Annotated in this window: 19 protein-coding genes; 5 read left to right on the forward strand and 14 right to left on the reverse strand. The window is 68.5% G+C overall.

Annotated elements, in window-relative coordinates:
* Positions 1–2 precede the first annotated feature (2 nt).
* Positions 3–2,645 carry a nitrite reductase large subunit NirB gene (gene nirB / locus HNO81_RS06265; protein WP_175317273.1) on the reverse strand — a complete coding sequence of 881 codons (2,643 nt, stop codon included), beginning with the start codon at positions 2,643–2,645 and terminating at the stop codon, positions 3–5.
* Positions 2,646–2,904: 259 nt separating this feature from the next.
* Here nirB and nirD point away from each other — a divergent pair, with 259 nt between their 5' ends.
* Positions 2,905–3,285, forward strand: coding sequence for a nitrite reductase small subunit NirD (gene nirD / locus HNO81_RS06270; protein WP_175317274.1), 381 nt, complete (start codon positions 2,905–2,907; stop codon positions 3,283–3,285).
* A gap of 78 nt (positions 3,286–3,363) precedes the next feature.
* On the opposite strand, the gene HNO81_RS06275 is transcribed toward nirD, so the two are convergent.
* Positions 3,364–5,106: a phospho-sugar mutase gene (locus HNO81_RS06275; RefSeq protein WP_175317275.1), complete on the reverse strand. Its 1,743-nt coding sequence runs from the start codon at positions 5,104–5,106 to the stop codon at positions 3,364–3,366.
* Positions 5,107–5,163: 57 nt separating this feature from the next.
* Entirely contained in the window at positions 5,164–5,982 is an 819-nt protein-coding gene (locus tag HNO81_RS06280) for a purine-nucleoside phosphorylase (RefSeq protein WP_175317276.1), read from the reverse strand.
* 104 nt (positions 5,983–6,086) lie between these two features.
* Here HNO81_RS06280 and HNO81_RS06285 point away from each other — a divergent pair, with 104 nt between their 5' ends.
* The 3 genes from HNO81_RS06285 (at position 6,087) to HNO81_RS06295 (ending at position 9,053) form a co-directional block, all read left to right on the forward strand.
* Positions 6,087–7,502: an NAD(P)H-quinone dehydrogenase gene (locus HNO81_RS06285; RefSeq protein ID WP_175317277.1), complete on the forward strand. Its 1,416-nt coding sequence runs from the start codon at positions 6,087–6,089 to the stop codon at positions 7,500–7,502.
* A gap of 151 nt (positions 7,503–7,653) precedes the next feature.
* Positions 7,654–8,226 (forward strand): TetR/AcrR family transcriptional regulator, encoded by a 573-nt coding sequence (locus HNO81_RS06290; protein ID WP_175317278.1) that lies wholly within the window; start codon positions 7,654–7,656, stop codon positions 8,224–8,226.
* On the forward strand, positions 8,223–9,053 hold the full coding sequence (locus HNO81_RS06295; protein WP_175317279.1) for an oxidoreductase: 831 nt from the start codon (positions 8,223–8,225) through the stop codon (positions 9,051–9,053). Before HNO81_RS06290 ends, HNO81_RS06295 begins: the two co-directional genes overlap by 4 nt.
* Here the strand turns inward: HNO81_RS06295 and HNO81_RS20300 are convergent.
* The 6 genes from HNO81_RS20300 to HNO81_RS06320 form a co-directional block, all read right to left on the reverse strand.
* The gene (locus tag HNO81_RS20300; protein ID WP_256398654.1) at positions 9,043–9,171 is read right to left on the reverse strand and encodes a hypothetical protein; all 129 of its coding nucleotides are present in this window, start codon (positions 9,169–9,171) and stop codon (positions 9,043–9,045) included. The two genes, HNO81_RS06295 and HNO81_RS20300, sit on opposite strands and share 11 nt — an antisense overlap.
* Positions 9,172–9,224: 53 nt before the next feature.
* A complete protein-coding gene (locus tag HNO81_RS06300; RefSeq protein WP_175317280.1) occupies positions 9,225–10,682 on the reverse strand; it encodes a benzaldehyde dehydrogenase in 1,458 nt (485 codons plus the stop codon).
* Between the two features lie 140 nt (positions 10,683–10,822).
* The gene (locus HNO81_RS06305) at positions 10,823–11,458 is read right to left on the reverse strand and encodes a hypothetical protein (RefSeq protein ID WP_175317281.1); all 636 of its coding nucleotides are present in this window, start codon (positions 11,456–11,458) and stop codon (positions 10,823–10,825) included.
* An 86-nt stretch (positions 11,459–11,544) separates the two neighbouring features.
* Positions 11,545–13,098: an FAD-dependent oxidoreductase gene (locus tag HNO81_RS06310; protein WP_175317282.1), complete on the reverse strand. Its 1,554-nt coding sequence runs from the start codon at positions 13,096–13,098 to the stop codon at positions 11,545–11,547.
* Entirely contained in the window at positions 13,095–15,314 is a 2,220-nt protein-coding gene (locus HNO81_RS06315) for a molybdopterin oxidoreductase family protein (RefSeq protein WP_175317283.1), read from the reverse strand. The genes HNO81_RS06310 and HNO81_RS06315 overlap by 4 nt, the downstream gene beginning before the upstream one ends.
* A gap of 1 nt (position 15,315) precedes the next feature.
* Positions 15,316–16,737, reverse strand: a complete 1,422-nt coding sequence (locus tag HNO81_RS06320) for an MFS transporter (protein ID WP_175317284.1) — start codon at positions 16,735–16,737, stop codon at positions 15,316–15,318.
* A gap of 279 nt (positions 16,738–17,016) precedes the next feature.
* On the opposite strand from HNO81_RS06320, the gene HNO81_RS06325 reads away from it, so the two are divergent.
* On the forward strand, positions 17,017–18,426 hold the full coding sequence (locus HNO81_RS06325; protein ID WP_175317285.1) for an MFS transporter: 1,410 nt from the start codon (positions 17,017–17,019) through the stop codon (positions 18,424–18,426).
* Positions 18,427–18,483: 57 nt separating this feature from the next.
* On the opposite strand, the gene HNO81_RS06330 is transcribed toward HNO81_RS06325, so the two are convergent.
* The 5 genes from HNO81_RS06330 to HNO81_RS06350 form a co-directional block, all read right to left on the reverse strand.
* The gene (locus HNO81_RS06330; RefSeq protein WP_175317286.1) at positions 18,484–19,215 is read right to left on the reverse strand and encodes a glutamine amidotransferase; all 732 of its coding nucleotides are present in this window, start codon (positions 19,213–19,215) and stop codon (positions 18,484–18,486) included.
* 43 nt (positions 19,216–19,258) lie between these two features.
* Positions 19,259–19,696, reverse strand: coding sequence for a nuclear transport factor 2 family protein (locus tag HNO81_RS06335; protein ID WP_175317287.1), 438 nt, complete (start codon positions 19,694–19,696; stop codon positions 19,259–19,261).
* A gap of 18 nt (positions 19,697–19,714) precedes the next feature.
* Positions 19,715–21,526, reverse strand: coding sequence for a biotin carboxylase N-terminal domain-containing protein (locus tag HNO81_RS06340; protein WP_371818174.1), 1,812 nt, complete (start codon positions 21,524–21,526; stop codon positions 19,715–19,717).
* Between the two features lie 130 nt (positions 21,527–21,656).
* Positions 21,657–22,301 (reverse strand): Maf family nucleotide pyrophosphatase, encoded by a 645-nt coding sequence (locus HNO81_RS06345; protein WP_175317288.1) that lies wholly within the window; start codon positions 22,299–22,301, stop codon positions 21,657–21,659.
* 9 nt (positions 22,302–22,310) lie between these two features.
* A complete protein-coding gene (locus tag HNO81_RS06350) occupies positions 22,311–24,833 on the reverse strand; it encodes an MMPL family transporter (RefSeq protein ID WP_175317289.1) in 2,523 nt (840 codons plus the stop codon).
* Between the last annotated feature and the right edge of the window lies 1 nt (position 24,834).

The following is a 24,834-nucleotide window of genomic DNA, read 5'->3' on the forward strand; positions in this document are numbered from 1 at the left end:
TCTCATGCCTCGTTTCCGGTGGTGCCGGCCGTGGCGGTGCGGACCGGGATGGAGGTCCCGATCAGGACCTTGCCCTTCTCCTCGGGTGTGGCCGGGCGCATCTGGCCCCGCTCGTCCGGGACGAAGGTGATGGAATCGTCCTTCTGGTCCGGCGCGTTGACGAAGGAGCGGAACCGGCGCAGCCGCTCGGGGTCCTTGAGGGTGTCGGCCCACTCGTCCACGTAGGTGTCCACGTGCTTGGCCATGGCCGCTTCCAGCTCGGCGGCGATGCCCAGGGTGTCCTTGACCACCACGTCTTCCACATGCTGGATGCCGCCGTCGAGCTCTTCCTGCCAGCGGGCAGTGCGCTGCAGGCGGTCCGCGGTGCGGATGTAGTACATGAAGTACCGGTCGATGTACTTGATCAGCGTCTCGTCATCCAGGTCCTTGGCCAGCAGCTGGGCGTGCGCCGGGGTGGCACCGCCGTTGCCGCCAACGTAAAGGTTCCAGCCGTCCGCCGTGGCGATCACGCCCACGTCCTTGCCGCGGGCCTCGGCGCATTCGCGGGCGCAGCCGGAGACGCCCATCTTGAGCTTGTGCGGGCTGCGCAGGCCGCGGTAGCGCAGCTCCAGTTGGATGGCCATGGCCACCGAGTCCTGGACGCCGAACCGGCACCAGGTGGACCCGACGCAGGACTTCACGGTGCGCAGGCTCTTGCCGTAGGCCTGCCCGGACTCGAAGCCGGCGTCCACCAGTTCCTTCCAGATCTCGGGAAGCTGTTCCAGCCGGGCACCGAACATGTCGATCCGCTGGCCGCCGGTGATCTTGGTGTACAGGTTGTACTTCTCCGCCACGGCGGCGATCACGCCCAGCTTCTTGGGGGTAATTTCACCGCCGGCGATGCGTGGCACCACCGAGTAGGTGCCGTCCTTCTGCATGTTGGCCAGGGCGCGGTCGTTGGTGTCCTGCAGGGTGCCGCGGCCGGCGTCGAGGACGTAGGCGCTGTTCTGGCTGGCCAGGATGTTGGCGATGGTGGGCTTGCAGATGTCGCAGCCCGCGCCCGTGCCGTACTTGGCCATGATCTCCTCGAAGGAGCCCAGTTCCAGGACACGGATGGCGTCGAAGAGCTCCTGCCGGGACAGCTCGATGTGCTCGCACAGGGCCTTGGAGACCTCGACGCCGGACTTGGTCAGCTCAGTTTCGAGCAGCTTCTTCAGCATCGGCACGCAGGAGCCGCACTGGGTGCCGGCGCGGGTGCAGCCCTTCAGCTCACCAAGCTCCTGGACGGGAGCGCTGCCCTCGCAGGTGCCGCAGCCGTTGATGGCGTCGCGGATGGTTCCCGCGGTGACGTTGTTGCAGGAGCAGAGGGTGGCGTCGTCGGGCAGTTCGGTTTCCGGAGCGTCGCCGCCGCCGGCCGCGGTGAGGAAGGCGCCGGGCTCGGCGGGAAGTTCCCGGCCCAGGAGCGGGCGCAGGCTCATGTACGGGGAGGCGTCCCCGACGAAGATGCCGCCCAGGAGGGTCTTGGCGTCATCGGTGGTGACGATTTTCTGATACACGCCGCGGGCGGGGTCGGCGTAGACAATTTCCAGGGCGTGCTCGGTCCTGGCGAAGGCATCCCCGAAGCTGGCAACGTCCACGCCGGAGAGCTTGAGCTTGGTGGCGGTGTCAAAGCCCGGGAACGTGGCGTCGCCGCCATGCAGCCGGTCGGCCACGATCTCGGCCATGGTGTTCGCGGGAGCCACCAGGCCAAGGCACATGCCGCCGAAGTTGGCCACTTCGCCGATGGCCCAGATGCCAGGGATTTCGGTGGCGCAGTAATCGTTGATGACCACCCCGCCGCGGGGGCCCAGGCTGAAGAGCTGGTCTTCGCCCTCGGCGGCGCGGAACAGTTCGTCGCGGGGCCTGACGCCGACGGCGACAATCACCAGGTCTGCCGGGATGACGCGGCCGTCAGCCATGAGCACCCCGGTGACCTGGCCGTCGTCGTCCGTGACAATTTCGGACGGAAACACGCCGCCGTGCACTTCGAAGCCCTTCGCCTCGATGAGCCGGCCCAAAGCCTGGCCGGCGCCCTCGTCCAGCTGGGTGTTCATGAGCCAGGGCGAACCGTTGATCACCAGGGGGGTGGCGCCGAGCTGCTCGGTGCCGGCGGCGGACTCAAGGCCCAGGAGCCCGCCCCCGATGGTCACCGCGTTGATCCTGCGGCCGCGCTTGGCGGTGAGTTCCGCAATGGCTTTGTTGATGGCCCACACGTCCTCGAGGGTGCGGTACACGTGGGCATGTTCAGCACCGGGAATCGGCAGGCGCACGGCATCCGAGCCCGTAGCCACCACCAGGTGGTCGTATTCATAACTGTGGCCGGCGGCAGTTTCCACGCTCCTGGCGTCCGGGTTGATTTTCACCACGCGTTCGCCGGTCTTCAGGACCAGCGAACCGTGGTCCCACATGGAAGCCGTGCCCAGGGTGAGGTCCACTCCGGTATCAGTGAGGGCCTTGGAGAGCGCCACCCGGTCGTAGGGGAGGTGCGCCTCCTCGGTGAGGACCGTGACATGCCAGCCGTCGAGGCCGCGGGCGTGCATGGCGTCCGCAAAACGGTGGGCCGCTGGGCCTCCGCCGGCGACGACAATGCGGCGCGGAGTCTCTGTGCGTGAAGTCTGTTCGGTCACTGTGGGCCTTTCGCATGGGCCGCAGACGGTGCTCTGCAGCTTGTGCATCCAGCCTAGGAGGAGGCAGTTTCGCCTCAGTTTCCCCTTTGTTTCGTCAACTTAACTTCTGCATCACGAACGCATTTCCGCCCGCGTTAGGTCTCTTTTACCCGCCGGACACATTCACCGCACCCCTTTGAAACACCCGGACCCTAGCGTTGAACACGGCCGCACAAGCTGCCACCGCAAGGGACAACAGGCACACGGAAAGGAGCCGGACATGACGGCAACACTTGAACTTGGGGCGCTCGCCGCCGAATCAGACACCGCCGGGTTCCGGACCGGCTGGCGCCGGGTCTGCATGGTGGATGACCTCGAACCGGCGTGGGGTGAGGCAGCCCTGGTGGCAGGCCGCCAGGTGGCGCTCTTCCGCACCGGCCCCAGCGAGGTTTTCGCCGTGGCGCACCAGGACCCGGCCACCGGGGCCAACGTCATGGCCCGCGGCATCCTCGGTTCCAAGGGGACGCGCCCCACCATCTCCTCACCGCTGCACAAGGAGGTCTACGACCTTGAGACCGGCGAGTGCTTCAGCGCCCCGGGCCTGCGGCTGGAAGCATTCAGCACCCGTATCATCGACGGTTTCGTTGAGGTGCAGCTCTGACAAGGGGAAATCCCTCAGGACACGAAAAAGGGTGCCGGGCGTTCGAGACGCCCGGCACCCTGTCGTGGCTGGGGTCGGCTACAGCCCCAGGGCCTCGCTGACGTCGTGAAGAACCTCATCCAGCGACGCGCGCGCTGCCTGGCGTGCCGCGGGCAGCTCCGCCGCGGAACCCACCTGCAGGATGACCTCCAGGTAGCACTTGAGCTTGGGCTCGGTGCCGCTGGGCCGGATGATGACGCGGGTGAGGTTCCGGGTGATGTACAGCAGGCCTTCCGTGGGCGGCAACTGCGCGCTGCCTTCGGCCAGGTCGGTGAAGACCTCCACCGCTGACTGGCCGAACGACTCGGGCGGCGAAACCCGGAGCCGGTTCATCATGGCGTCCAGCAGTCCCAGGTCCGCCACCCTGATGCTCAGCTGGTCGCTGGCATGCAGGCCGTGCTGAAGGTAGAGCTCGTCGAGGGTGTCAAAGACTGTTTTCCCTGCGGCTTTGGCGGTGGCTGCGAGTTCGGCGATGAGCACCGCGGCGGAAATGCCGTCCTTGTCCTTGACCTGGTCCGGCGCCACGCAGTACCCCAGCGCCTCCTCGTAGCCGTAGGCGAGGCCCGGGACACGGGAGATCCACTTGAATCCGGTCAGGGTTTCCTCGTGGCCGAGTCCCGCGGCGGCAGCGATGCGGGACAGGAGGCGTGAGGACACAATCGAGTTGGCGAACACCTGCGGGGCCCCGGCGTCCGGGTGGCCGTCCGCGAGCCGGGCCACCATATGGGCGCCCAGCAGCGAGCCCACTTCGTCGCCGCGGAGCATGCGCCACGCCCCGGTGTCGGGGTCCTTCGCCGCCACGGCAGCCCTGTCGGCGTCGGGGTCATTGGCGATCACGAGGTCGGCGTCCAGCCGGGCTGCTGCTTCCAACGCCAGGTCCAGCGCGCCGGGTTCCTCCGGGTTGGGGAAGCTGACAGTGGGGAAGTCGGGGTCCGGGTCGGCCTGCTCGGCCACCACGGTGACATCCGTGAAGCCTGCCGCCTTCAACACCTCCAGCGCCGTTCCGCCGCCTACGCCGTGCAGCGGGGTCAGGACAATCCGCAGATCGCGTGCCGGGAAGCGCCCAGGCATGGCCAGCGCCGCGGTTGCCCGCTGGTAATCGGCGGCGATGGACCCGTGCAGGACGGTCCAGCCATCCGCTGCCAGCGTTATCGATTCCAGCGGCCCCACGGCACTGATGCGCGCTGCGATTTCGGCATCGTACGGGGCGACGATCTGGGCCCCGTCGCCTTCTGCCCCCACCGCGTGCCGCCCCAGGTACACCTTGTACCCGTTGTCCTGCGGCGGATTGTGGCTGGCCGTGACCATGACGCCGCCGTCGCACTTCAGGGCGCGGACGGCGTATGCCAGCAGGGGAGTGGGGAGGGCGGAGGGCAGCATGAAGGTCTCGATGCCGGCCGCGGTGAAGATCGCCGCCGTTTCCGCAGCGAAGACATCGGAGTTATGCCGGGCGTCATAGCCGACGACGGCGCGTGGCCGGGTGCCGTCCGCCGCCTTGGCCACCGCGTCCACCAGGAAAGCAGCAAGTCCGGCGGCGGCGCGGCGGACCACCACGCGGTTCATCCGGTTCGGCCCGGGGCCCAGCGCGGCCCGCAGGCCCGCGGTGCCGAACTGCAGTGTGCCGCGGAAGCTGTCTTCCAGTTCCTGCCGGGCCGCGGGATCGCCATCCTCCACAAGGCGGACAAGCTCCAGGAGCGCCGCCGCCGTTGCGGGATCCGGGTCTTGGGCAGTCCACTCGCGGGCCTCGGTGAGCAGGCGAAGTTCGGCATCGGAAGACGTCATGGGCATAACGCTATCGTCATTGCCCGGCGAGGTGACGCACCCCGGGCACCCGAACCGCTAGAGCCGGGCGATGATGTCAGCCAACAGCCTGGAAATGCGGGGGCCCGCTGCCTGTCCGGATTCGATGACTTCCTGGTGGCTCAGGGGCTGGGGGCTGATGCCGGCCGCGAGGTTGGTGACCAGTGAGATACCGAACACCTCCATCCCGGCGTGGCGCCCTGCAATGGCTTCCAGCGCCGTCGACATCCCGATCAGGTCCGCGCCGATCCGCTTGGCGTACTGCACCTCGGCGGGGGTTTCATAGTGGGGGCCGGGGAACTGTGCATACACGCCCTCGTCCAGGGTGGGGTCCACTTCCCGGGCCAGCCCGCGGATCCTGGGCGAATAGAGGTCCGTCAGGTCCACGAAGGTGGCGCCTTCCAGCGGCGAGGTGGCGGTCAGGTTGATGTGGTCCCGGATCAGCACCGGCGTGCCCGGAGCCCAGGCCTCATTCAGTCCGCCGCAGCCGTTGGTAAGGACCAGAGTGCTGCACCCGGCGGCTGCAGCGGTCCTGATCCCGTGCACCACGGCACGCACGCCCCTGCCCTCGTAATAGTGGGTGCGCGCGCCCAGGACCAGTGCGCGCTTACCCGAGGTGGTCAGCACGGAGCGGATGGTCCCAACGTGGCCCTCCACGGCGGGGGCGTGGAAGCCGGGAACCTCCTCGGCGGACAGGGTGGCGGTGGTCTCGCCGATGAGGTCTGCGGCCTCGCCCCAGCCGGAGCCGAGCACCAGGGCCGTGTCGTGGCGGTCCACTCCGGTTTCCTCGGCAATGTAGTCCGCGGCGGCGCGGGCGGCAGCGAACGGGTCAGTGTTCAGGAAGTCTGTTGTACTCACCCGTACAAGTTATCCTGCCGCCGATGTTGCCCCCGTCACGGCAGGCCCGGACGGGACCCCGGTTTCTTGGTGGTCGGGCCGTCAATGGGAGAGAATGGATGACTGTGACTACGCATCCAGACTTCAGTTCCCCCCGGATCGCAATCCTGGGAGGTGGTCCCGGCGGATATGAAGCTGCCATGGTGGCCGCCTCTTTGGGGGCGACGGTCACCGTGATCGAACGTGCCGGACTCGGTGGGTCCGCGGTGCTGACCGATGTAGTCCCCTCCAAGACCCTCATTGCCACGGCTGACCTGATGACCCGCGTGGCAGAGGCCGGCGAGCTCGGGGTGAAGTTCGACGTCGACGGCGGCGACTTCGTGCCGGTCATGCGCGCCGACCTCAAGCACATCAACGACCGCCTCCTCGACCTTGCCCGCAACCAGTCCCGGGACATCCGCGACGGCCTGGAGAAACAGGGTGTGCGCATCATCGAGGGCTCGGGCCGGCTTCTGGACAACCACCGCATCGAGGTCCTCACCGTGGACGGCACCGAGACCGTCGAGGTGGACACCATCCTCCTGGCGGTGGGCGCCCACCCCCGCGAGCTGGAAACGGCCCGCCCGGACGGCGAACGGATCCTGAACTGGACCCAGATCTACAACCTCGACGAACTGCCTGAGGAACTCATTGTGGTGGGTTCCGGCGTGACCGGCGCTGAATTCGCTTCCGCCTACAACGGCCTGGGCTCCAAGGTCACGCTGGTCTCCAGCCGCGACCGCGTGCTGCCCGGCTCCGACGTTGACGCCGCCGTGGTGCTGGAGGAAGTCTTCGAGCGCCGCGGTGTGCGGGTCCTGTCCCGTTCCCGTGCCCAGACCGTGGAGCGCACGGACGACGGCGTGGTGGTCACCCTCTCCGACGGGACCCAGGTGACCGGCAGCCACTGCCTCCTGTGCCTCGGCTCCATCCCCAACACCGCCGGGATTGGCCTCGAGGAGGCCGGCGTGGCCGTCAGCGAGAGCGGCCACATCAAGGTGGACGGTGTCTCCCGCACCACGGCCCCGAACATCTACGCCGCCGGCGACGCCACTGGCGTCCTGCCGCTGGCATCGGTCGCCGCCATGCAGGGCCGGATCGCTGTGGCGCACTTCATGGGCGACGGCGTCACCCCGCTCAAGCTCCACCAGGTGGCCTCCAACATCTTCACCTCGCCCGAGATCGCGAACGTGGGCGTCTCCGAAGCCGAGATTGAGTCCGGTAAATACCAGGCGGACATCATCAAGCTATCCCTCCGCAGCAATGCCCGCGCCAAGATGCGCAACGCCAAGGACGGGTTCGTGAAGATCTTCGCCCGGAAGGGTTCCGGCACGGTGATCGGCGGCGTAGTCGTAGGGCCCAACGCCTCTGAGCTGATCTTCCCCATCGCCATCGCGGTCAAGCAGAAGCTGCACGTCGACGACGTCGCCAGCACCTTCACCGTGTACCCGTCGCTCACCGGGTCCATCTCCGAGGCCGCCCGCCGCCTGCACGTCCACATGTAGCCAGCCGAGAATTGCCTCGGCAGCGAACTCCGGCACCGGCGTCCCAGGGCGCCGGTGCTTCGCTTTAAGCCGGGAGAGCTGGGGGCGCGTTGGCCGCCGAGGGCGGGATAACGCCGTTTACACTCCGACACTTTATGACTATATTGTCAGAGTGCCGAGCCGTTCTGACGAGATCATCGATGCGGCCTACGTGTGCTTCACGCGCCACGGGGCCCGCCGGACGACGATGCACGACCTGTCCGAGCAGGCGGGCCTGTCCCGTCCTGCCCTGTACCAGTACTTCCGGAGCAAGGAGGAAGTGTTCCGGTCTTTGGTCGAGCGTCTGCTGGCCGATGCCCTGTCCGCTTCCGAGCGCGCCGCGGAAACGGAAGGGCCGCCGGAACGCCGGCTGGAGGGGATCCTGGCGGCCAAGCTTGGCCTCGTGATGCAGATCTGGCGGGACAGCCCGGCGCACGCCGGGGAACTCCTGGGAGTCGATGCCCGCCTGGGCGCCGAGGTGCTCGGACGCTACGACGAAGCCATGCTCCAGCTGCTGACCCGGACCATCCACGGGGCTTACCCGGCGGCGGACGCCCGGGAAGCTGCCGAAATCCTGCTGGCTTTCACCCGAGGCCTGGAGGCGGGAGTTTCCGACCCCGCCGCGTTGCCCGGCCGCCTCCGCCGCGGCGTCACCATCTTTGTCACCGGACTCAACAACCTCACCCCAAGGAAAGAAACATCATGACCACCGCTGTTCTGATTACCGGAGCGTCCTCCGGCATTGGCCGGGCTACCGCTGAGCGGCTGCTCCGCCGGCCCGGGTTCACCGTCTACGCCACGGCGCGCCGGCCGGAAACCATCGAAGACCTGCGGACTGCGGGGGCCCAGGTCCTGGCACTCGACGTCACCGATGAATCGTCCATGGCCGCCGCCGTCCGCGCCGTGGAGGAACAGCACGGCAGCGTCGGAGTGCTCATCAACAATGCCGGCTACGGCGAGTACGGCACGATCGAGGAGGCCGAACTGGACGCGGTCAGGCGGCAGTTCGAGACTAACGTGTTCGGTTTTTCCCGGATGATCCAGCTGGTCCTGCCGGGGATGCGGGCGGCCGGAGCCGGCCGCATCATCAACATTGGCTCCATGGGCGGCCGGGTCACGTTCCCCGTGGGCGGCTACTACCACGCCACCAAGTACGCGGTGGAGGCCATCACGGACGCGCTTCGCTTCGAGACCGCGCCCTTTGGCATCCATGCCTCCTTGATCGCCCCGGGCCTGATCCGCACCGGCTTTGGCGCCACCGCAGCCCGGAGCCTGGCAGCCTCCGGCAGCGCGGCAGGGCCCTACGCCGAGCTGAGGGCCGCCGCGGACGAGCAAATGGCCGCCTCCTACGCTTCGCCGGTCCTCGCTGCCGAACCGGACACCGTGGCCAGCGCGGTTGAGCACGCCGCAACATCGGGCCGGCCCCGGGCCCGCTACACGGTCACCCCGGCCGCCAAAGCCATCGTCCAGTCCCGGCGGTTCCTGGGATCCGGTCTCTTCGACGCCTACCTCCGCCTGCAGTTCAGGAAATGAACCCCACCGGCACCTGGCCTGCACCCTTCGATTCCTCGGCAGGGGAGGGCGCCGGCCGCGGTTCCACCAGGTAACGCCGCTGGGACCGGTGGTCAAGCGCAGCATCGCGAAGCAGCACCAGCGCTGGCTCGAGGCGCTCATGCAGACCGCAGACTCGCGGGCTGTCCGGTCCTAAAACGGGTACGGGGCGATGTCCGGGCGCATGGTGAGCCACTGGATCTCGGTGAACGACTCCATGTTGGCGTGATGTCCGCCGATCCGCGAGCCGTTCCCGGAATTCTTCATCCCGCCGAAGGGGGAGTTTGCCTCGTCCGAAACGGTCTGTTCGTTGATGTGGACCTTCCCGGAGTCCAGGCGGTCCGCGATGGCCATGGCCATGCCGACGTCTCCCAGGATGCCGATGGACAGGCCGTACTCGTTGTCGTTGGCCAGTGCCACCGCCTCGTCAAGGGTGGAGAACTTCATGACCGGCGCCACGGGGCCGAAGATCTCGTCTTTCCACGCCGGGCTGTCCACGGCCAGGTCCACCAGCACGGTGGGCTGGTAGAAGCGGCCGTCGTGGGTGCCGCCGGCGGCCAGCCGGGCGCCTGCCCGGACTGCGTCCTGGACGATCCCGTCCACCCGGTGCAGCTGGCGCTCATCGATCACCGGCCCCAGGGCCACGGTGCCGCTCTTGGGATCTCCCACGGGAAGGTGCGCCGCCTTTCCGGACAGGGCGGCAACGTAGTCGTCGTAGATGTCTTCATGCACGATGTGCCGGCCCGCCGCCATGCAGATCTGGCCCTGGTGCATGAAGGAGCCGAAGGCGGCCGCGGACGCCGCCCTGGCCAGGTCGGCGCCCGGCAGCACGATCAGCGCGTTGTTGCCGCCCAGTTCCAGGTGCGCCCGCTTCAGCAGCCGGCCGGCGGTCTCGCCGATCTTCCGGCCGGCCGCCGTCGAGCCGGTGAAGGCGATCACGCGGACCTCGGGGGCTTCGACGACGGCGGCGCCGATGTCCGCGCCGCCGGGCAGCAGGGAGAGCAGGCCCTGCGGGAGTCCAGCCTCCTCGAAGATCCGCATCACGGTCACGCCGCCACAGACCGCCGTGCGCGGGTCCGGCTTGAGCAGCACGGCGTTGCCCAGCGCCAGGGCCGGAGCGACGGCCCGGATGGAGAGGATCAGCGGAAAGTTGAACGGAGCGATCACCGAGACGACGCCCACCGGCCTGCGCCGGGCGAACGACCAGCGGTTCTCGTTGGAGGTCAGCACGTCGCCGGCCGGGAGCGAGGGGAGCGCAGACGCGTCATAGCATTCGTTCGCGGCGATATGCGTTTCCAGCCCGGCCTTGGGCGGGATACCGCCGGATTCCCGGACGATCCAGTCCTGGATCTCTGCGGCATGCTCCTCCCAGAGCTGCCCCGCACGGCGCAGCACCGCCGCACGGTCCTCGGGGTTGCGGGCGGCCCATTCCTTCTGCGCCGCCGCGGCGGCGGCCGCTGCCTCCCTGACGTCATCGACGGAGGCGACGCCGTAGGTGCCCAGCTGCCCGCCGGTGGCCGGCTCGATGCTGGCGCCGGTACCGCCGCCGCCCGCCCGCCAGCCGTTGAGGTAGATCTTGCCTTCCCAGCGGGCGGAGTCGAGCAGGGACATAGGGTGGTCCTTTCGTTGGTCCGGACGTCAGGCATCCGGCCCGGAAGATGGGAGCGCGGGTCAGTCCCGTCCATCACATGCTGTGCAGGCGCCGCCGTCAAGGGCACGGACGGGAAAGGCAGCGGTATCCGGGCGGATCTTTAGGCCGGGGCCGGGAGCGTGTTCCGGGATGCCGGGTCCCGCCGCGCCAGCCGTGCGGCCACCAGGTAGACAATGCCGGTTATCAGGGGAACCGCGCTTGCGGCGGCCAGTGAGGCCGCAGGCCCTGACCGGCCAAGAACTGTGACCAGCAGCGGCAGCGTGCCAAGGGCCAGCAGCAGCCAGCCGGCGGGGCCTGACCGTTTCAGCCCGAGGACAGCGGCCGGGAACGCCAAGGCGACGACGCCGATGGCCACCACCGGCCCGACTGAATCCTGGAGGCTGCGGGCCGTCGCGGGATCCAGGGCGAACCACACGCAGGCCACTACCAGTACCGCGGCCAGCAGAATCAGCAGGGGAGAGGCCACCGCCGGCCGGAACCACGCGAGGGCCGCAAGGACCAGCATGGGCACAAACCAGGACAGGGTCATCATCAGCCCCGCCATGCCGCCGGGCTGATCCATGGCGTAGCCGCCAATGAAGGCCACGGCCGCCGCGGTGAAGACCGTCATGACCACCGCGCCCATCTTCACCAGGGCACGGGCCCGGCGCTGCGGATCCTTCTCCCGGACCAGGACCACGCCGGCCACGGCGGCGAGCACCACCGCGGCGAACGCCAGAATGAGGGGGAAGGACATTGGGGGCCTCCTGCAGACGGTGGAATCCTGTGACCATTCAAGTCCGGCCGGAAGCCGCTGCCAAGGGAACAAAGCCCCGCATGCGGCTAGGCTGCGGCCGCCTGGAAATGCCGTTCGATGAGGCCCTTGATGTCCTCATGGCAACCACCGCATCCGGTGCCGGCACGGGTGGCCTTGGACACCTCTGCCACGGTGGAACAGCCATCAGAGGCTGCCGTCATGATGGCAGCGCCACTGACCCCCGCGCAGCGGCACACGGTGCCGGCAGGGTCGGCAGCCCCGCCTCCGGGCAGCTGGTCCGGTCCATCCAGGCGCAGGAGCAGTGACCGGTCGGCGGGCAGCTCGGCCCCCCGTTCGAACAGTCCCACGAGTTCGGCCGCAGTCCGGGGCATGCCCACCGCCAACAGGCCTTCCAGCACACCGCCACGGGTGGTCATCTTGACGTACCGGCCGTGCTCCGGATCGGCCCACTGCGACACGTGCCGGCGCGGGCGTCCGTTGACCGCTCCGGCCGTGAGAATTTCCTCGTCCCATGGCTCGGCAGCGTTGTCCCCGGCCACGGCCAGGTTCATCCCCCGGGCCTTCAGGACCACGACGCCGGGCTGTTCCGGCGGCAGCGCGGGCAGTACGTCCGCGTCCGCCCCCTCTGCCAACAGGGTGAGGTAGCCGGCGAGCCATTCGGCCTGCCGCCAGCCCGGCCCCACCAGCCCGGACGGGCCGGAGGCATGGCGGCAGGCGGCGCAGCCCGGATCCGGGCAGCGGACCTCGGCGCAGTCACCAATGGCGAAGATGTGCGGCTCGTGGTGGGCCCGCAGCCGGTGATCCACCAAAATCCCGGTGCCGGTGGACAGGCCGCAGCCTTCGGCCAGCTCTGTCCGGGGACGGACGCCGCACGAGATGACCAGGAGGTCGCCGTCGATTGCCGACCCGTCGTCGAGCAGCAAAGCCGAGAACCCGCCGTCGGGCGCGTTGTGCTCAACGCCGGTGGACCGGGCGTTCCCGGCCACACGGACGCCGCAGCGCCGCAGCCCCGCGGCCAGGACGGCCCCGCCGCCGCGGTCGATGCTGCGGCCCAGGGGATGCGGGCCGTTGTGGACCACGGTCACCGTGGCACCTTCCTCAGAAGCTGCCAGCGCCGTCTCCAGGCCGAGGACGCCGCCGCCCAGGACCACCACGCGCTTGCCGCCGTCCACCGCCTGCCGCAGGACTTCCGCGTCGCGCAGGTCCCGCAGTGCCGTGACGCCGGCAGGCAGCACGGGGGAGGAGGGGTCCGGATTGATGCCGGTGAGGTTGGGAATCACCGGCCGGGATCCGGTGGCGAACACCAGCCGGTCGTAGTGCACGGACGCGCCGTCGGAGAGAACCACCTGCTGCCGCGCCCGGTCTACGCGCCGGACGCGGATGCCCAGCCGGATGTCCACTCCTTCCGCAGCCAGGTCTGAGGTGTCGGTGAGGGCCAGGGCGTCAGCGGTGGTTCGGCCGACGCCGAGATCGGCCACCAGGACGCGGTTGTAGGCGGCCTCGGCTTCCTCGCCGAGCACCGTGAGCCGGACGTGTCCGCTGCGCACGGCGGGGAGGAGCTCGTCCACCAGCCGGGCGGCCACGGGACCGAACCCCACAATGACAATCTGCTCGCTCATGAGGCCTCCGTTGTTTGCAGCATGCGGGCGGATTCGGGTGCGGTCACGGGCCGGACCCAGACGGTGTTGAACTTGAACTCGGGCATCCCGGACACCGGATCAGTGGCGGCTTCCGTCAACCGGTTGGCGCTCTCCGCCCCGGGAAAATGGAAGGGCAGGAAGACCGTCTCTGGACGGATGGCAGTGCTGAGCTCCGCCCGGCACACCACCTCGCCGCGGCCGTTGGACACCGACACCAGCGTTCCGGCACCGATGCCCATGGCGGCTGCCGCCCCAGGGTGGAGCTGCATCCTTGCTGCGGGCTGCACGGCGGCCAGCTCGGGCACCCGTCGGGTCTGGGCCCCGGATTGGTAGTGCTCCAGGAGGCGGCCGGTGATGAGGGTCATGGGTGTGCCGGCGGGGCCTGTTGGGTTCCCGGCGGCTTCAGCTGCGGGAGTACGACGGCGGCGGGGCGCCACCGGGACCATGACCGCCTTGCCGTCGGGGTGGGCGAAGCCGTCCCGGAACAGGCGCGGCGTTCCGGTGCTGCCGGCCGGGTAGGGCCAGTAGGCAGCCTGGCCCCGGTCCAGCATGGCGTAGTCGATGCCGGAGTAGTCAGCCAGGCCGCCCGCGGAGGCCCGGCGGAGTTCTTCGAAGACCGTTTCCGGGTCCTCGCTGTAGGTGGAGGGGGCGTCCAGCCGCTCGGCCAGGCGGGCCATGATCCACAGCTCGCTGCGGGCGCCGGCTGGAGGGGAAATGGCGCGGCGGCGGCGCAGCACGCGGCCTTCCAGGTTGGTCAGGGTGCCGTCCTCCTCGGCCCACTGGAGGACCGGAAGAATGAGGTCCGCTTCGGCGGCGGTTTCGGACATGAAGAAGTCGCACACCACCAGGAAGTCCAGGCTCCGCAGCCCCTGGATCACTGCGTTGGCGTCAGGCGCTGCCACGGCGATGTTGGAGGCGTGTACGAAAAAGCACCGCACGCCGTTGGGCTGCCCCAGGGACTTCAGCAGCTGGACGGCGGGCAGGCCAGGGCCGGGGATCAGGTCCTCGGGGACGCCCCAGACCGCGGCGACGTGTGCGCGGGCGGCGGGGTCGGTGATCTTGCGGTAGCCGGGCAGCTGGTCGGCTTTCTGGCCGTGCTCGCGGCCGCCCTGGCCGTTTCCCTGGCCGGTCAGGGTGCCATAGCCGCTGCGGGCCGAACCCGGCAGGCCCAGCAGGAGGCTGAGGTTGATGGCCGCGGTGGCGGTGTCGGTACCGTCCACATGCTGTTCCACGCCGCGGCCGGTGAGGATGTAGCTGCCGCCCCTGCGGGCCCCGGCGGCGAGCCTGCGGGCCGTTTCCCGGATCAGGTCGGCCGGGACGCCGGTGATGGACTGGACGCGTTCGGGCCAGAAGGCGTTCACGCTGCGGACCACTGCGCCGTAGCCGGAGGTGCGCTCCTGGACGTAGGCGGCGTCCACCAGGTTTTCGTGGATGACCACGTGGGAAAGGCCCAGCAGCAGGGTGAGGTCGGAGCCGGGAAGGGGCTGAAGGTGGAGGCCGGCGCCGTCGGCCGTGAAGGCCGCGGTGGCGGAGCGTCGGGGATCCACCACGATCAGCCCGCCGGCGTCGCGGGCGCCTTGGAGGTGCTGGACGAACGGGGGCATGGTTTCGGCAACGTTGGAGCCAAGCATCAGGATGGTGCTGGCGGTGTCCAGGGCATCCAGGGGGAAAGGCAGCCCGCGGTCCACGCCGAAGGCGCGCATTCCCGCCGCAGCCGCGGAGGACATGCAGAACCTGCCGTTGTAGTCGATCCGGGACGTGCCCAGGGCCAGCCGGGCGAACTTGCCCAGCTGGTAGGCCTTTTCGTTGGTGAGCCCGCCGCCGCCGAAAACGCCGACGGCGTCCGCACCGTACCGGGCGCGGGCATCCTTCACGGCCGTGGCGGCAAGGTCCAGGGCCTGGTCCCAGCCGATGGGCCGGTGGATGCCGTCTGCGCCTTTCAGGAGCGGCTCGGTGATCCTGCCCGCGTGGTTCAGGAGCGTGGCTGACGTCCAGCCCTTGCGGCACAGGCCGCCGCGGTTGGTGGGGAAGTCCCTGCCGGCCACATCCAGGAGCGGGGGTGCCGTGGGGCCGGCAGGAGCAGGGGCTGGGCCTGGCCCCGGCTGCGAAGCCGGGGCCAGGCCTGCCGGGGACGTGAGCGTCATGGCGCACTGCAGGGCGCAGTAGGGGCAGTGCGTGTCGGCGCTTGTGGCCATGTTAGACGTGTCCCATCGCATTCCGGCCGGCGTTGCGGATGTAGCAGGCCCAGCAGACCACCAGCATCAGGACGTAGGCGCCGACGAACCCGTAGAACGCGGGGGTGTAGGAGCCGCTGGCCGTGTTGGAGGCGTTCAGCACCTGCGGGATGACAAAGCCGCCGTAGGCGCCGATCGCGGAGACCAGGCCAAGGGCCGAGGACGCGAGCCGCTGGGTGGCCACCGGGCTTGCCCCGTTGCGTGCGGCGCGACTGGAGGTGGCGAAGATGACCGGGATCATCCGGTACGTTGCGCCGTTGCCGAAGCCGCTGGCGGTGAAGAGCATCAGGAAGAGGACCAGGAAGAGCAGGAAGTTCTTCAGCGGCAGGGTCCAGATCATGGTCAGCGTAATGACGGCCATGGCGGCGAAGGCGGACACGGTCATGCGGGCGCCGCCCATCCTGTCCGCCATGCGGCCGCCGTAGGGCCGGGCCAGGGAACCCACCAGGGGGCCGAGGAACGCCAGGGACAGGGCGACCGTTCCCACGCCGATGGACGAGAACGCGGGGAAGTAGTCCTTGATCAGCTTGGGAAAGACGCCGGCGAAGCCGATGAAGGAGCCGAAAGTGCCGATGTACAGCAGGGCCATGATCCACAGGTGCGGTTCCTTGAGTGCTGCGACCGAGCCGGCCACGTCACCCTTGGCGCTGGTGAGGTTGTTCATGTATTTGAAGGCGCCGAAGGCGGCCAGCAGGATGAACGGAACCCACATCCAGCCCGCCATGGGGAGGTTGACGGTGCCCGCGGCAAGCAGGGTGATGACAATCGGCACGGCAAGCTGCGCGACGGCGGCACCCAGGTTTCCGCCCGCTGCGTTCAGTCCCAGCGCCCAGCCCTTTTCCCGGGCCGGGTAGAAGAACGTGATGTTGGCCATGGAGCTGGCGAAGTTGCCGCCGCCAAAGCCGGCCAGGGCAGCCACCAGGAGCATGACACCGAACGGGGTGCCCGGGTTGGAGACACACAGTGCCAGCCCGGTGGAGGGGATCAGGAGCAGCAGGGCGGACACGATGGTCCAGTTGCGGCCGCCGAAGCGGGGCACCATGAAGGTGTAGGGAATCCGGAGGGTGGCGCCCACCAGGCTTGGCATGGAGATGAGCCAGAAGATTTCCGAGGTGGAGAAGGTGAAGCCTGCGGCGGGGAGCTGGACCACCACGATGGACCAGAGCTGCCAGACGACGAAACCGAGGAACTCGGCGAAGATGGACCAGTTCAGGTTGCGGCGGGCGATGGCGCGGCCGGCGGTTTCCCACTGCTCCTTGTTCTCGGCATCCCAGTTGGCGATCCAGCGGCCGGGGCGGAATTCAAGGGCAGGGGCGTCAGTGGTGCGGGTAGGGCCGGGCTGTGCGCTGGCGGATATGGCATCAACGGTGCGGTCTACAGTCACGGATTACCTCCTTCGGGGGATGTTGTTCCTCAAAGGTAGGGACGGCGCGTTTCGCGGACCGACGATGTTTGTTAACGCGCTGTGACTTTTGCCTATCCGGGCCCACCGGACAGAGTGAGGCGGAATTCCGCTCCCGGCCGGCGGGACCACACAACAGGTGTCCGCATCGTGGACCTTTCGTCCATTGACTGGACGCGACAAAGTAAGATTGAACTCTAACTATTCGCGCCGGGCGGCAGGACTGCCTGCGCCCGGCCGGTCTCACGAAAGCGCTTACCCATGTCATCCACCGATACCACCAAGGTGCCCGATTCGCACCAGCCGGTGAACTCCCGCGGCCGAGTCATCGTCGCCAGCCTGATCGGCACCACCGTGGAGTTCTACGACTTCTACGTCTATGCCACGGCCGCCGTGCTTGTCTTCCCGAAGCTCTTCTTCCCGGGCGCCAACGAAACCACCCAGCTGCTGAGCTCCTTCGCTGTTTTCGGCGTGGCATTCATTGCCCGCCCCCTCGGCTCGATTGTCTTCGGGCACTTCGGCGACAAGTTCGGCCGCAAGGGAACCCTGGTGGCGTCGCTGCTGACCATGGGCATTGCCACCTTCCTCATCGGGTGCCTGCCCACGGCGCTGGTTCCGGGCTGGGAGTTCTGGGCACCGGCCATGCTGGTGGTCCTGCGCTTCGCCCAGGGCCTGGCCCTCGGCGGCGAATGGAGCGGTGCGGCCCTGCTGGCCACCGAGAATGCCCCTGCCAACAAGCGCGCCATCTACGGCACCTTCCCCCAGCTGGGCGCCCCCATCGGCTTCATCATCGCCAACGTCATCTTCCTGGTGGCGAGCTACACCCTCACACCTGAGGCCTTCCAGGCCTGGGGCTGGCGCGTCCCGTTCCTGCTCAGCGCCGTCATGGTGATCCTGGGCCTCTACGTCCGGCTCAAGCTGATCGAAACCCCCGCCTTCACCAAGGTGGTGGAATCCAACGAAGTAGCCAAGCTGCCGCTGGGCCGCGTCTTCAAGTCCAGCTGGCGCCAGCTGATCCTGGGCACCTTCATCATGCTGGCCACCTATGTGCTCTTCTACCTGATGACCACGTTCACGCTGACCTACGGCACCAAGCCCACCCTGGAAGGCGCCAAAGCCGCCGCGGAGAAGGCCGGGAAGCCCATGTCCGAGGCAGCTGCCGCCGCGTTCGTTCCGGGCCTGGGCTACAGCCGCAACGATTTCCTCTGGATGCTGATTGCCGGCGTGGTCTTCTTCGGCATCTTCACGCTGGTCTCGGGCCCGTTGGCCGAGAAGTACGGCCGCCGCAAGATGCTCCTGGCCGTCACCGCCGGCATCTTCGTCTTCGGCCTGCTGTTCGTCCCGCTGTTCAGCGCCGGTTTCGTGGGCACCATGGGCCTGCTGATCCTTGGGTTCTCCCTCATGGGCCTCACTTTTGGCCCCATGGGTGCGCTGCTGCCGGAACTGTTCCCCACGAACGTCCGCTATACCGGCTCTGCCATCAGCTACAACTTCTCCAGCATCCTGGGGGCCGCGGTGGCTCCGTTCATCGCCGTCGCCCTGTGGGAAGCCGCCAAGGGCAGCCCGGTCCTGGTGGGCATCTACCTCACCGCCATGGCGGTGCTGACCCTGATCGCACTGTTCCTCACCCGTGAAACCAAGGACGTCGACTACGAGAACAACGTGGCCTGACCCTTCGTTTGACCCAATGCCCGGCGCTGCCTTTCGGCACGCCGGGCATTGTTGTCTTCAGCGCGCGTAGCGGGCCACGAAGTTTTTCAGCACCGCCATGGGTTCGGTGGCGGTGAACCGGCGCGCGGCCGCCATGAGCTCCCCGGTGGTTTCGGGCGGGAAGTACCCGGCGTTGCGGTAGATGTCGATTCGCGTTGCCAGCCCGTCCGCGTCCAGCTCCGGGTGGAACTGGGTGGCATAAAGGTTGGTGCGGATACGGAACATGTGGACCGGGCAGGTGGCGGCCCGTGCCAGCAGGACCGCATGCGGGGGAAGTGAACTGACAGCTTCCTTGTGTCCGGTCAGCGCCGTGAACCGTTGAGGGATGCCCTGCAGGATGGGGTCCTGCAGGCCTTCGGGGGTCAGCTCCACCTCGACGGCGCCGAGCGGCTCGCCATAGGTCCTGTCAATCACGGCGCCCTGGTGGCTCCCCAGGGTCCCGACTCCGTAACAGGCGCCAAGGAACGGGTAGTCGAGGTCCACCAGCCGGTCCAGCAGTCCGGCCAGCTCCTGCTCCACCCGCTGCTGGACGGCGCTCTTGTCCTCCTGCGGGTCGCTGGAGGTGAAGGGGCTGCCGCCCACGATGACGCCGGAGTACTTCGAGAGGTCCAGCGGGGGCAGGGGAGCTGCTTCGAGCCGGATCCGGCGCAGTTCCCGCTCTTCCAGCCCGCCGTACCTCAGGTACGCGGCGTATTCGTCCTCAGCGGCGGCGTCTTCCGCGCGGGAAGCCAGGAGCAGGAAAGGCAGCATGTGCTAAGTCTGCATGCTGCGGGCGCCCCCGGCCAGCACGACCTCAGGCTGGAGGCTGCGTGAGGGACCGGCGGGACTGCGGCCGGGCAGCAGGGTCGGCGTGCCGGTGGACCAGCTTCCAGTAGCCCTCCTCGCGGCGGAAGATGCTGGTCACGCGCAGCGCGAACTCCTCCGTGGCGGCGGCACTGTCCAGCCGGGCCCGGAAGTGTTCGGTTTCCACCAGGTACGCGGTGTCGCGGGCCGTATAGGAGGTGATGGTGTCGAAGCCCAGCATCTCGCCGTCGTGGAATTGCCTGGCCGCCTGATCCAGCCTGGCTTCCACCTGTGCCCAGCCCCGGGCGATCCCGCCGAACGGGTTGGCCAAGGTGACGTCATCCAGCCGGGAGTACAGTTCCTTGATGGGTGCCGGGTTGCCCCGGGTGATCTCGGGAACCGCCTGGTGGTAGCGGGCCACTTCTTCCTGGAAGCTGGGTGCCAGCATGGTTTCCTGCGCCGCCTTCTAGTCTTCGATGGTGGCGATGATTGCGCCCGCGGACACCGTTTCGCCCGCTGTTGCGGTCAGGCCCGTGATGGTGCCGGACCGGTGCGCGGTGAGGGGCTGCTCCATCTTCATGGCTTCCAGGACCACCACCAGGTCGCCTTCGGTGACCACGTCGCCGTGCGCCACGGCCACCTTGACGATGGTTCCCTGCATGGGGGAGGTCAACGCATTGCCGGTGGCGGCTGCGGGTCCGGCAGTCCGGGAACGCTTCTTGGACTTGCCCGGCTTGCCGGCGGCAGCCGAGGCCGCACCTGGGGTGCCCAGCGATGCGGGGAGGACCACCTCGAGGCGCTTGCCGCCCACCTCCACCACGACGCGCTGGCGTTCCTCGGCGGAAGCTTCGCCGTCGGCGGCAGTGTCCGGGGTCCACGCCGGCAGGTTGTTGGTGAACTCGGTTTCGATCCAGCGCGTGTGGACCGTGAAGGGCCCCTCCGCGGGTGCGAAGGCGGGGTCCGTGACCACCGCGAGGTCGAACGGGATGACGGTGGGAATGCCCTCCACCACCATTTCCTCCAGGGCGCGGCGGGCCCGCTGCAGGGCCTGCGGGCGGCTGGCTCCGGTGATGATGAGCTTGGAGAGCATGGAGTCGAAGTTCCCGCTGATGACGTCGCCCTGCTCCACGCCCGAGTCCACGCGGACGCCGGGGCCGGTGGGGTTCTTCAGCACACGGAGCGTGCCGGGGGCGGGGAGGAAGTTGCGTCCCGGGTCCTCGCCGGTGATGCGGAATTCGATGGAGTGGCCGCGCACCTCGGGGTCGCCGTAGCCGAGCTCCTCGCCGCGGGCCAGCCTGAACTGCTCGCGGACCAGGTCGATCCCGGTGACTTCCTCGGAGACGCAGTGCTCCACCTGCAGGCGGGTGTTGACCTCAAGGAAGGAGATGGTTCCGTCCTGGCCCACCAGGAACTCGCAGGTTCCGGCGCCCAGGTAGCCGGCCTCCTTCAGGATGGCCTTGGAGGATTCGTAGAGCCGGCGGTTCTGGTCCTCAGTGAGGAACGGTGCCGGAGCTTCCTCCACGAGTTTCTGGTTGCGGCGCTGCAGCGAGCAGTCGCGGGTGGAGACCACCACGACGTTGCCGTGGGCGTCGGCCAGGCACTGTGTTTCCACGTGCCGGGGAGCGTCCAGGAACCGCTCGATGAAGCATTCGCCGCGGCCGAACGCCGCTGTGGCCTCGCGGACCGCGGATTCGTAAAGCTCGGGAATTTCCTCGCGGGTGCGGGCCACCTTGATGCCGCGCCCGCCGCCGCCGAAGGCAGCCTTGATGGCCACCGGCAGGCCGTGCCGGTCCACGAATTCCAGGATCTCGTCTGCGGACCCGACGGGGTCTGCAGTGCCGGGGACCAGGGGTGCGCCCACCTTTTCGGCGATGTGCCGGGCCTGGACCTTGTCGCCCAAGGCGGAGATGGCCTCGGGGGAGGGGCCGATCCAGGTGATGCCTGCGGCGATCACCTTGGCGGCGAATTCGGCGTTCTCGGCCAGGAAGCCGTAGCCCGGGTGGATGGCATCGGCACCGGACTGGCGGGCGGCGTCGATGATCTTGTCCATGACCAGGTAGGACTCGGCGGCGGTGGAGCCGCCCAGGGCGAAGGCCTCGTCAGCGAGCCGGACGTGCAGCGCATCCCGGTCCGGATCGGCATAGACAGCCACGGAGGCGATGCCTTCGTCCCGGGCCGCCCGGATGATCCGCACGGCGATCTCACCGCGGTTGGCGATCAGCACCTTGGTGAGGCTGGGCTGCGTGGTTCCTGCGGACTGCTCCAAAATTGCTGACAAGGCGTCTCCTTCTTTCCTTCAGGGAGCCTAGCGCGGTTTTGAGGGTTCCGCCGATATTACGTGCGGAATCCGCGTGTAAACCGGCCCTCCTTTGTAGGGAAGCTACAAGCAGTGCCGAAAACCGGGTGCATTACCGCGGCGGCCAGAGGTCCGTGATGCGCACATTGGCGGCTGCGAGCAGGCCGCGCAGGGTGGAGACGGAAAGGCCGACGACGGCATGCGGGTCGCCATCGACCTTGCTGATGAACGCCCCGCCCAGGCCGTCGATGGTGAAGGAGCCCGCGCAGTGCAGCGGTTCACCGGTGGCAATGTAGGCATCGATCTCCGCCGGTTCCATCTCCAGGAAGGAAACTTCGGCGGAGGCGACCGCCCCGAGCGTGGCGCCCGAGCCGCGGCCGCCAGTGCCGTCGTCGTCCGTGTCCCTGCAGTCCACCAGCCAGTGTCCCGTGTGGAGCACCCCCGCGTTGCCGCTCATGCGGAGCATCCGTTCGCGCGCGACGTCGGCGGTGTACGGCTTGCCGTGCGCCTCGCCGTCGAACTCGAACACGGAGTCGCAGCCCAGCACCAGGGCACCCTCGGCTTCCGGCAGCGATGCCACCGCCTCGGCCTTGGCCCGGGCCAGCAGCAGCGCGGTGTCGTGCGGGTCCGTGACGCCGTACCGTGCCTGGACAGCGGCCTCGTCGACATCGGAGACCAGCACGGTGTGCCGGATGCCGGCCTCCGCCAGGAGCTTGGTGCGGGCGGGGGACTGGGAGACGAGAATCAGATGGAGCACGGATTCAGCCTAGTGGACCAGTTCGCCGGATACAGGTGCCGCCTCGCCGCGGTTGAGCTTGGCGCCCTCCACGTCCACGTCCGGCAGGATCCGGTCCAGCCACCGCGGCAGCCACCAGGATTTGGCGCCCAGCAGGTACATCACGGCCGGGACGATGGTCATGCGGACCACGAACGCGTCGAACAGGACGCCGAAGGCCATCGCGAAGCCCAGCGGCCGGACCATGGTGAGGTGGCTGAAGATGAAGCCGGAGAACACGCTGACCATGATGATCGCGGCGGCGGTGACCACGGCGGCTGCGTGCCGGAAGCCCACCCGGACCGCTTCCTTGGCGGATGATCCGTGCATGTAGGCCTCACGCATGCCGGAGGCGATGAACACCTGGTAATCCATGGCCAGGCCGAACAGCACGCCGATCAGGATAATGGGCAGGAAGCTCAACACGGCGCCCGGGTTGGCCACGTCGAAGATGTTCCCCAGCCACCCCCACTGGTACACCGCCACCACGGCGCCGAACGCGGCGGACAGGGACAGCAGGAAGCCGCCCGTCGCCAGCAGCGGCACCACGATGGAACGGAACACCAGGAGCAGCAGGATCAGGGAGAGCCCGACGACGATCGCCAGGTACGGCGGCAGCGCGTCACCGAGCTTGGTGGAGACGTCCACGTTGCCGGCGGTCTGCCCGGTCAGGCCCATGGCGACGTCGTAGTCGGCCTTGATCTCATCATTCAGTCCCCGCAGTTCGGAGACCACCTTGACGGTGCTGGCGCTGGCGGGCCCTTCCTTGGGGATCACCTGGAACACGGCGGTGCGGCGGTCGTCGCTGAGGGCCACCGGTACGGCGGCCACCACGTTGTCCACGGCACGGAGCTTGTCCGCAATGTCGAACTGGAGTTTCTCTGCCTGGGCGGCGTCCAGGCCTGCCGGGAACTCGCCCACGGCCACGATGGGGCCGGTGACGCCTTCGCCGAAGCTGCGCGCGGTGAGGTCGTAGGCCTGGTAGGCCTCGGACTCCACGGGCTCGGAGCCACCATCCGGCAGAGCCAGCTGGAGCTGGGTGGCCGGCAGGGCCAGGGTTCCCAGCAGGAGGATGCCTGCGATCAGCGCAACCCACGGGTGCTTGGTGACCAGGCCGCCCCACCCGCGCGTGCTGCGTTCGCGGTCGGAGGCGAGATCGGCGGCTTCGTGGTCCGGTTCGGCATTGTGCGCCTCGGACTTGGCCCAGGCCCGCTTGGAGATGATGCGGCGGCCAATCAGGGAGAGCATGGCAGGGGTCAGGGTGATGGCAACGAGGACTGCCACGGCTACGGTTCCCGCGGCGGCAAGGCCCATGACGGTCAGGAACGGCAGCCCGGGGACCACCAGGGCTGCAAGGGCGATGATCACGGTGAGGCCGGCGAAGACCACCGCGTTGCCGGAGGTGCCGTTGGCCCGGGCCACGGACTCTTCAGGGTCCATTCCGGCCAGGAGTTGGGTCCGGTGCCGGTTGACGATGAACAGCGAGTAGTCGATGCCGACGGCGAGGCCCAGCATGAGGGCGAGCATCGGGGAGATGGAGCTCATGTCGAACAGGCCGGAGAGTGCAAAGGTGATGCCCACGCCCACGCCGACGCCGATGATGGCCATCAGCAGTGGCAGTCCGGCCGCGATCAGCGTCCCCAGCATCAGGATCAGGACCAGCGCAGCGACGGCGATGCCGACGATTTCCGCCGTGCCGAACAGGGCTGAGATGTCCTCGGTGATTTCCTTGCTGGCAAAGGCCTTGACACCTGCGGAGGACGTCTCGTGGGCGATCTCCTGAACCTGCTTGCGGACCGATGGCGCCAGGCCGTTGATGGAGTTATTGAACTGCACCTGCGCCACGGCAGCCTTGTTGTCTTCGGACACGAAGCGGATGGCCGACGCCGCCTGGGCCTGGCGCTTGCCGAGTTCCAGCTTGGCCTTGTTGGCTTCAAGCTCCTGGACGCCGGCGTCGAGCTTGGCCTGGCCGGCGGCAAGGGCCGCCTTCTGCTGGCCCAGCTGCGCCTCGATCACTGCTGCGAGGGCGCCTGCCGCTGTCAGCTGCTGCTCGGCCGCCGCCAGCTGGGCCTTGCCGGCCTCCAGCTGCGCCCGGGAGGCGTCCAGCTGGGACTGGCCGGCAGCCAGCTGCTGTTCGCCGTCGGTGATGGCTTTGCCGGCCTGGTCCACCTGGGCCTGCGTGGCGAACGGATCAACCGTGCCACGGACCTCGGGGAGGGCCTGGAGCTTCTTCAGCGCATCCGTTACCGCAGCCCGGCTCTCAGCCGTAAAACCGCCGTCGGGGGCTTCGAAGACGATCGTGGCGCTCCCGCCTGAGGCCGCGGGCAGGTCCTGCTTGAGCTTGTCCGCGATCCGCTGGGTCTCGGTGCCCGGAATCTGGAAGTTGTTGGAGAGCGTGCCGTGGAATGCCGCGGCGGAACCGCCCACGGCCACCAGCACGGCAAGCCAGAGGGAAATGACAAGCCAGCGACGGCGGTAGGCGAACTTGCCGAGGCGGTAGAGGAGGAGTGCCATG

Origin of the sequence: Pseudarthrobacter sp. C4D7 (assembly GCF_013359725.1) — a bacterium.
Taxonomy (GTDB): domain Bacteria; phylum Actinomycetota; class Actinomycetes; order Actinomycetales; family Micrococcaceae; genus Arthrobacter.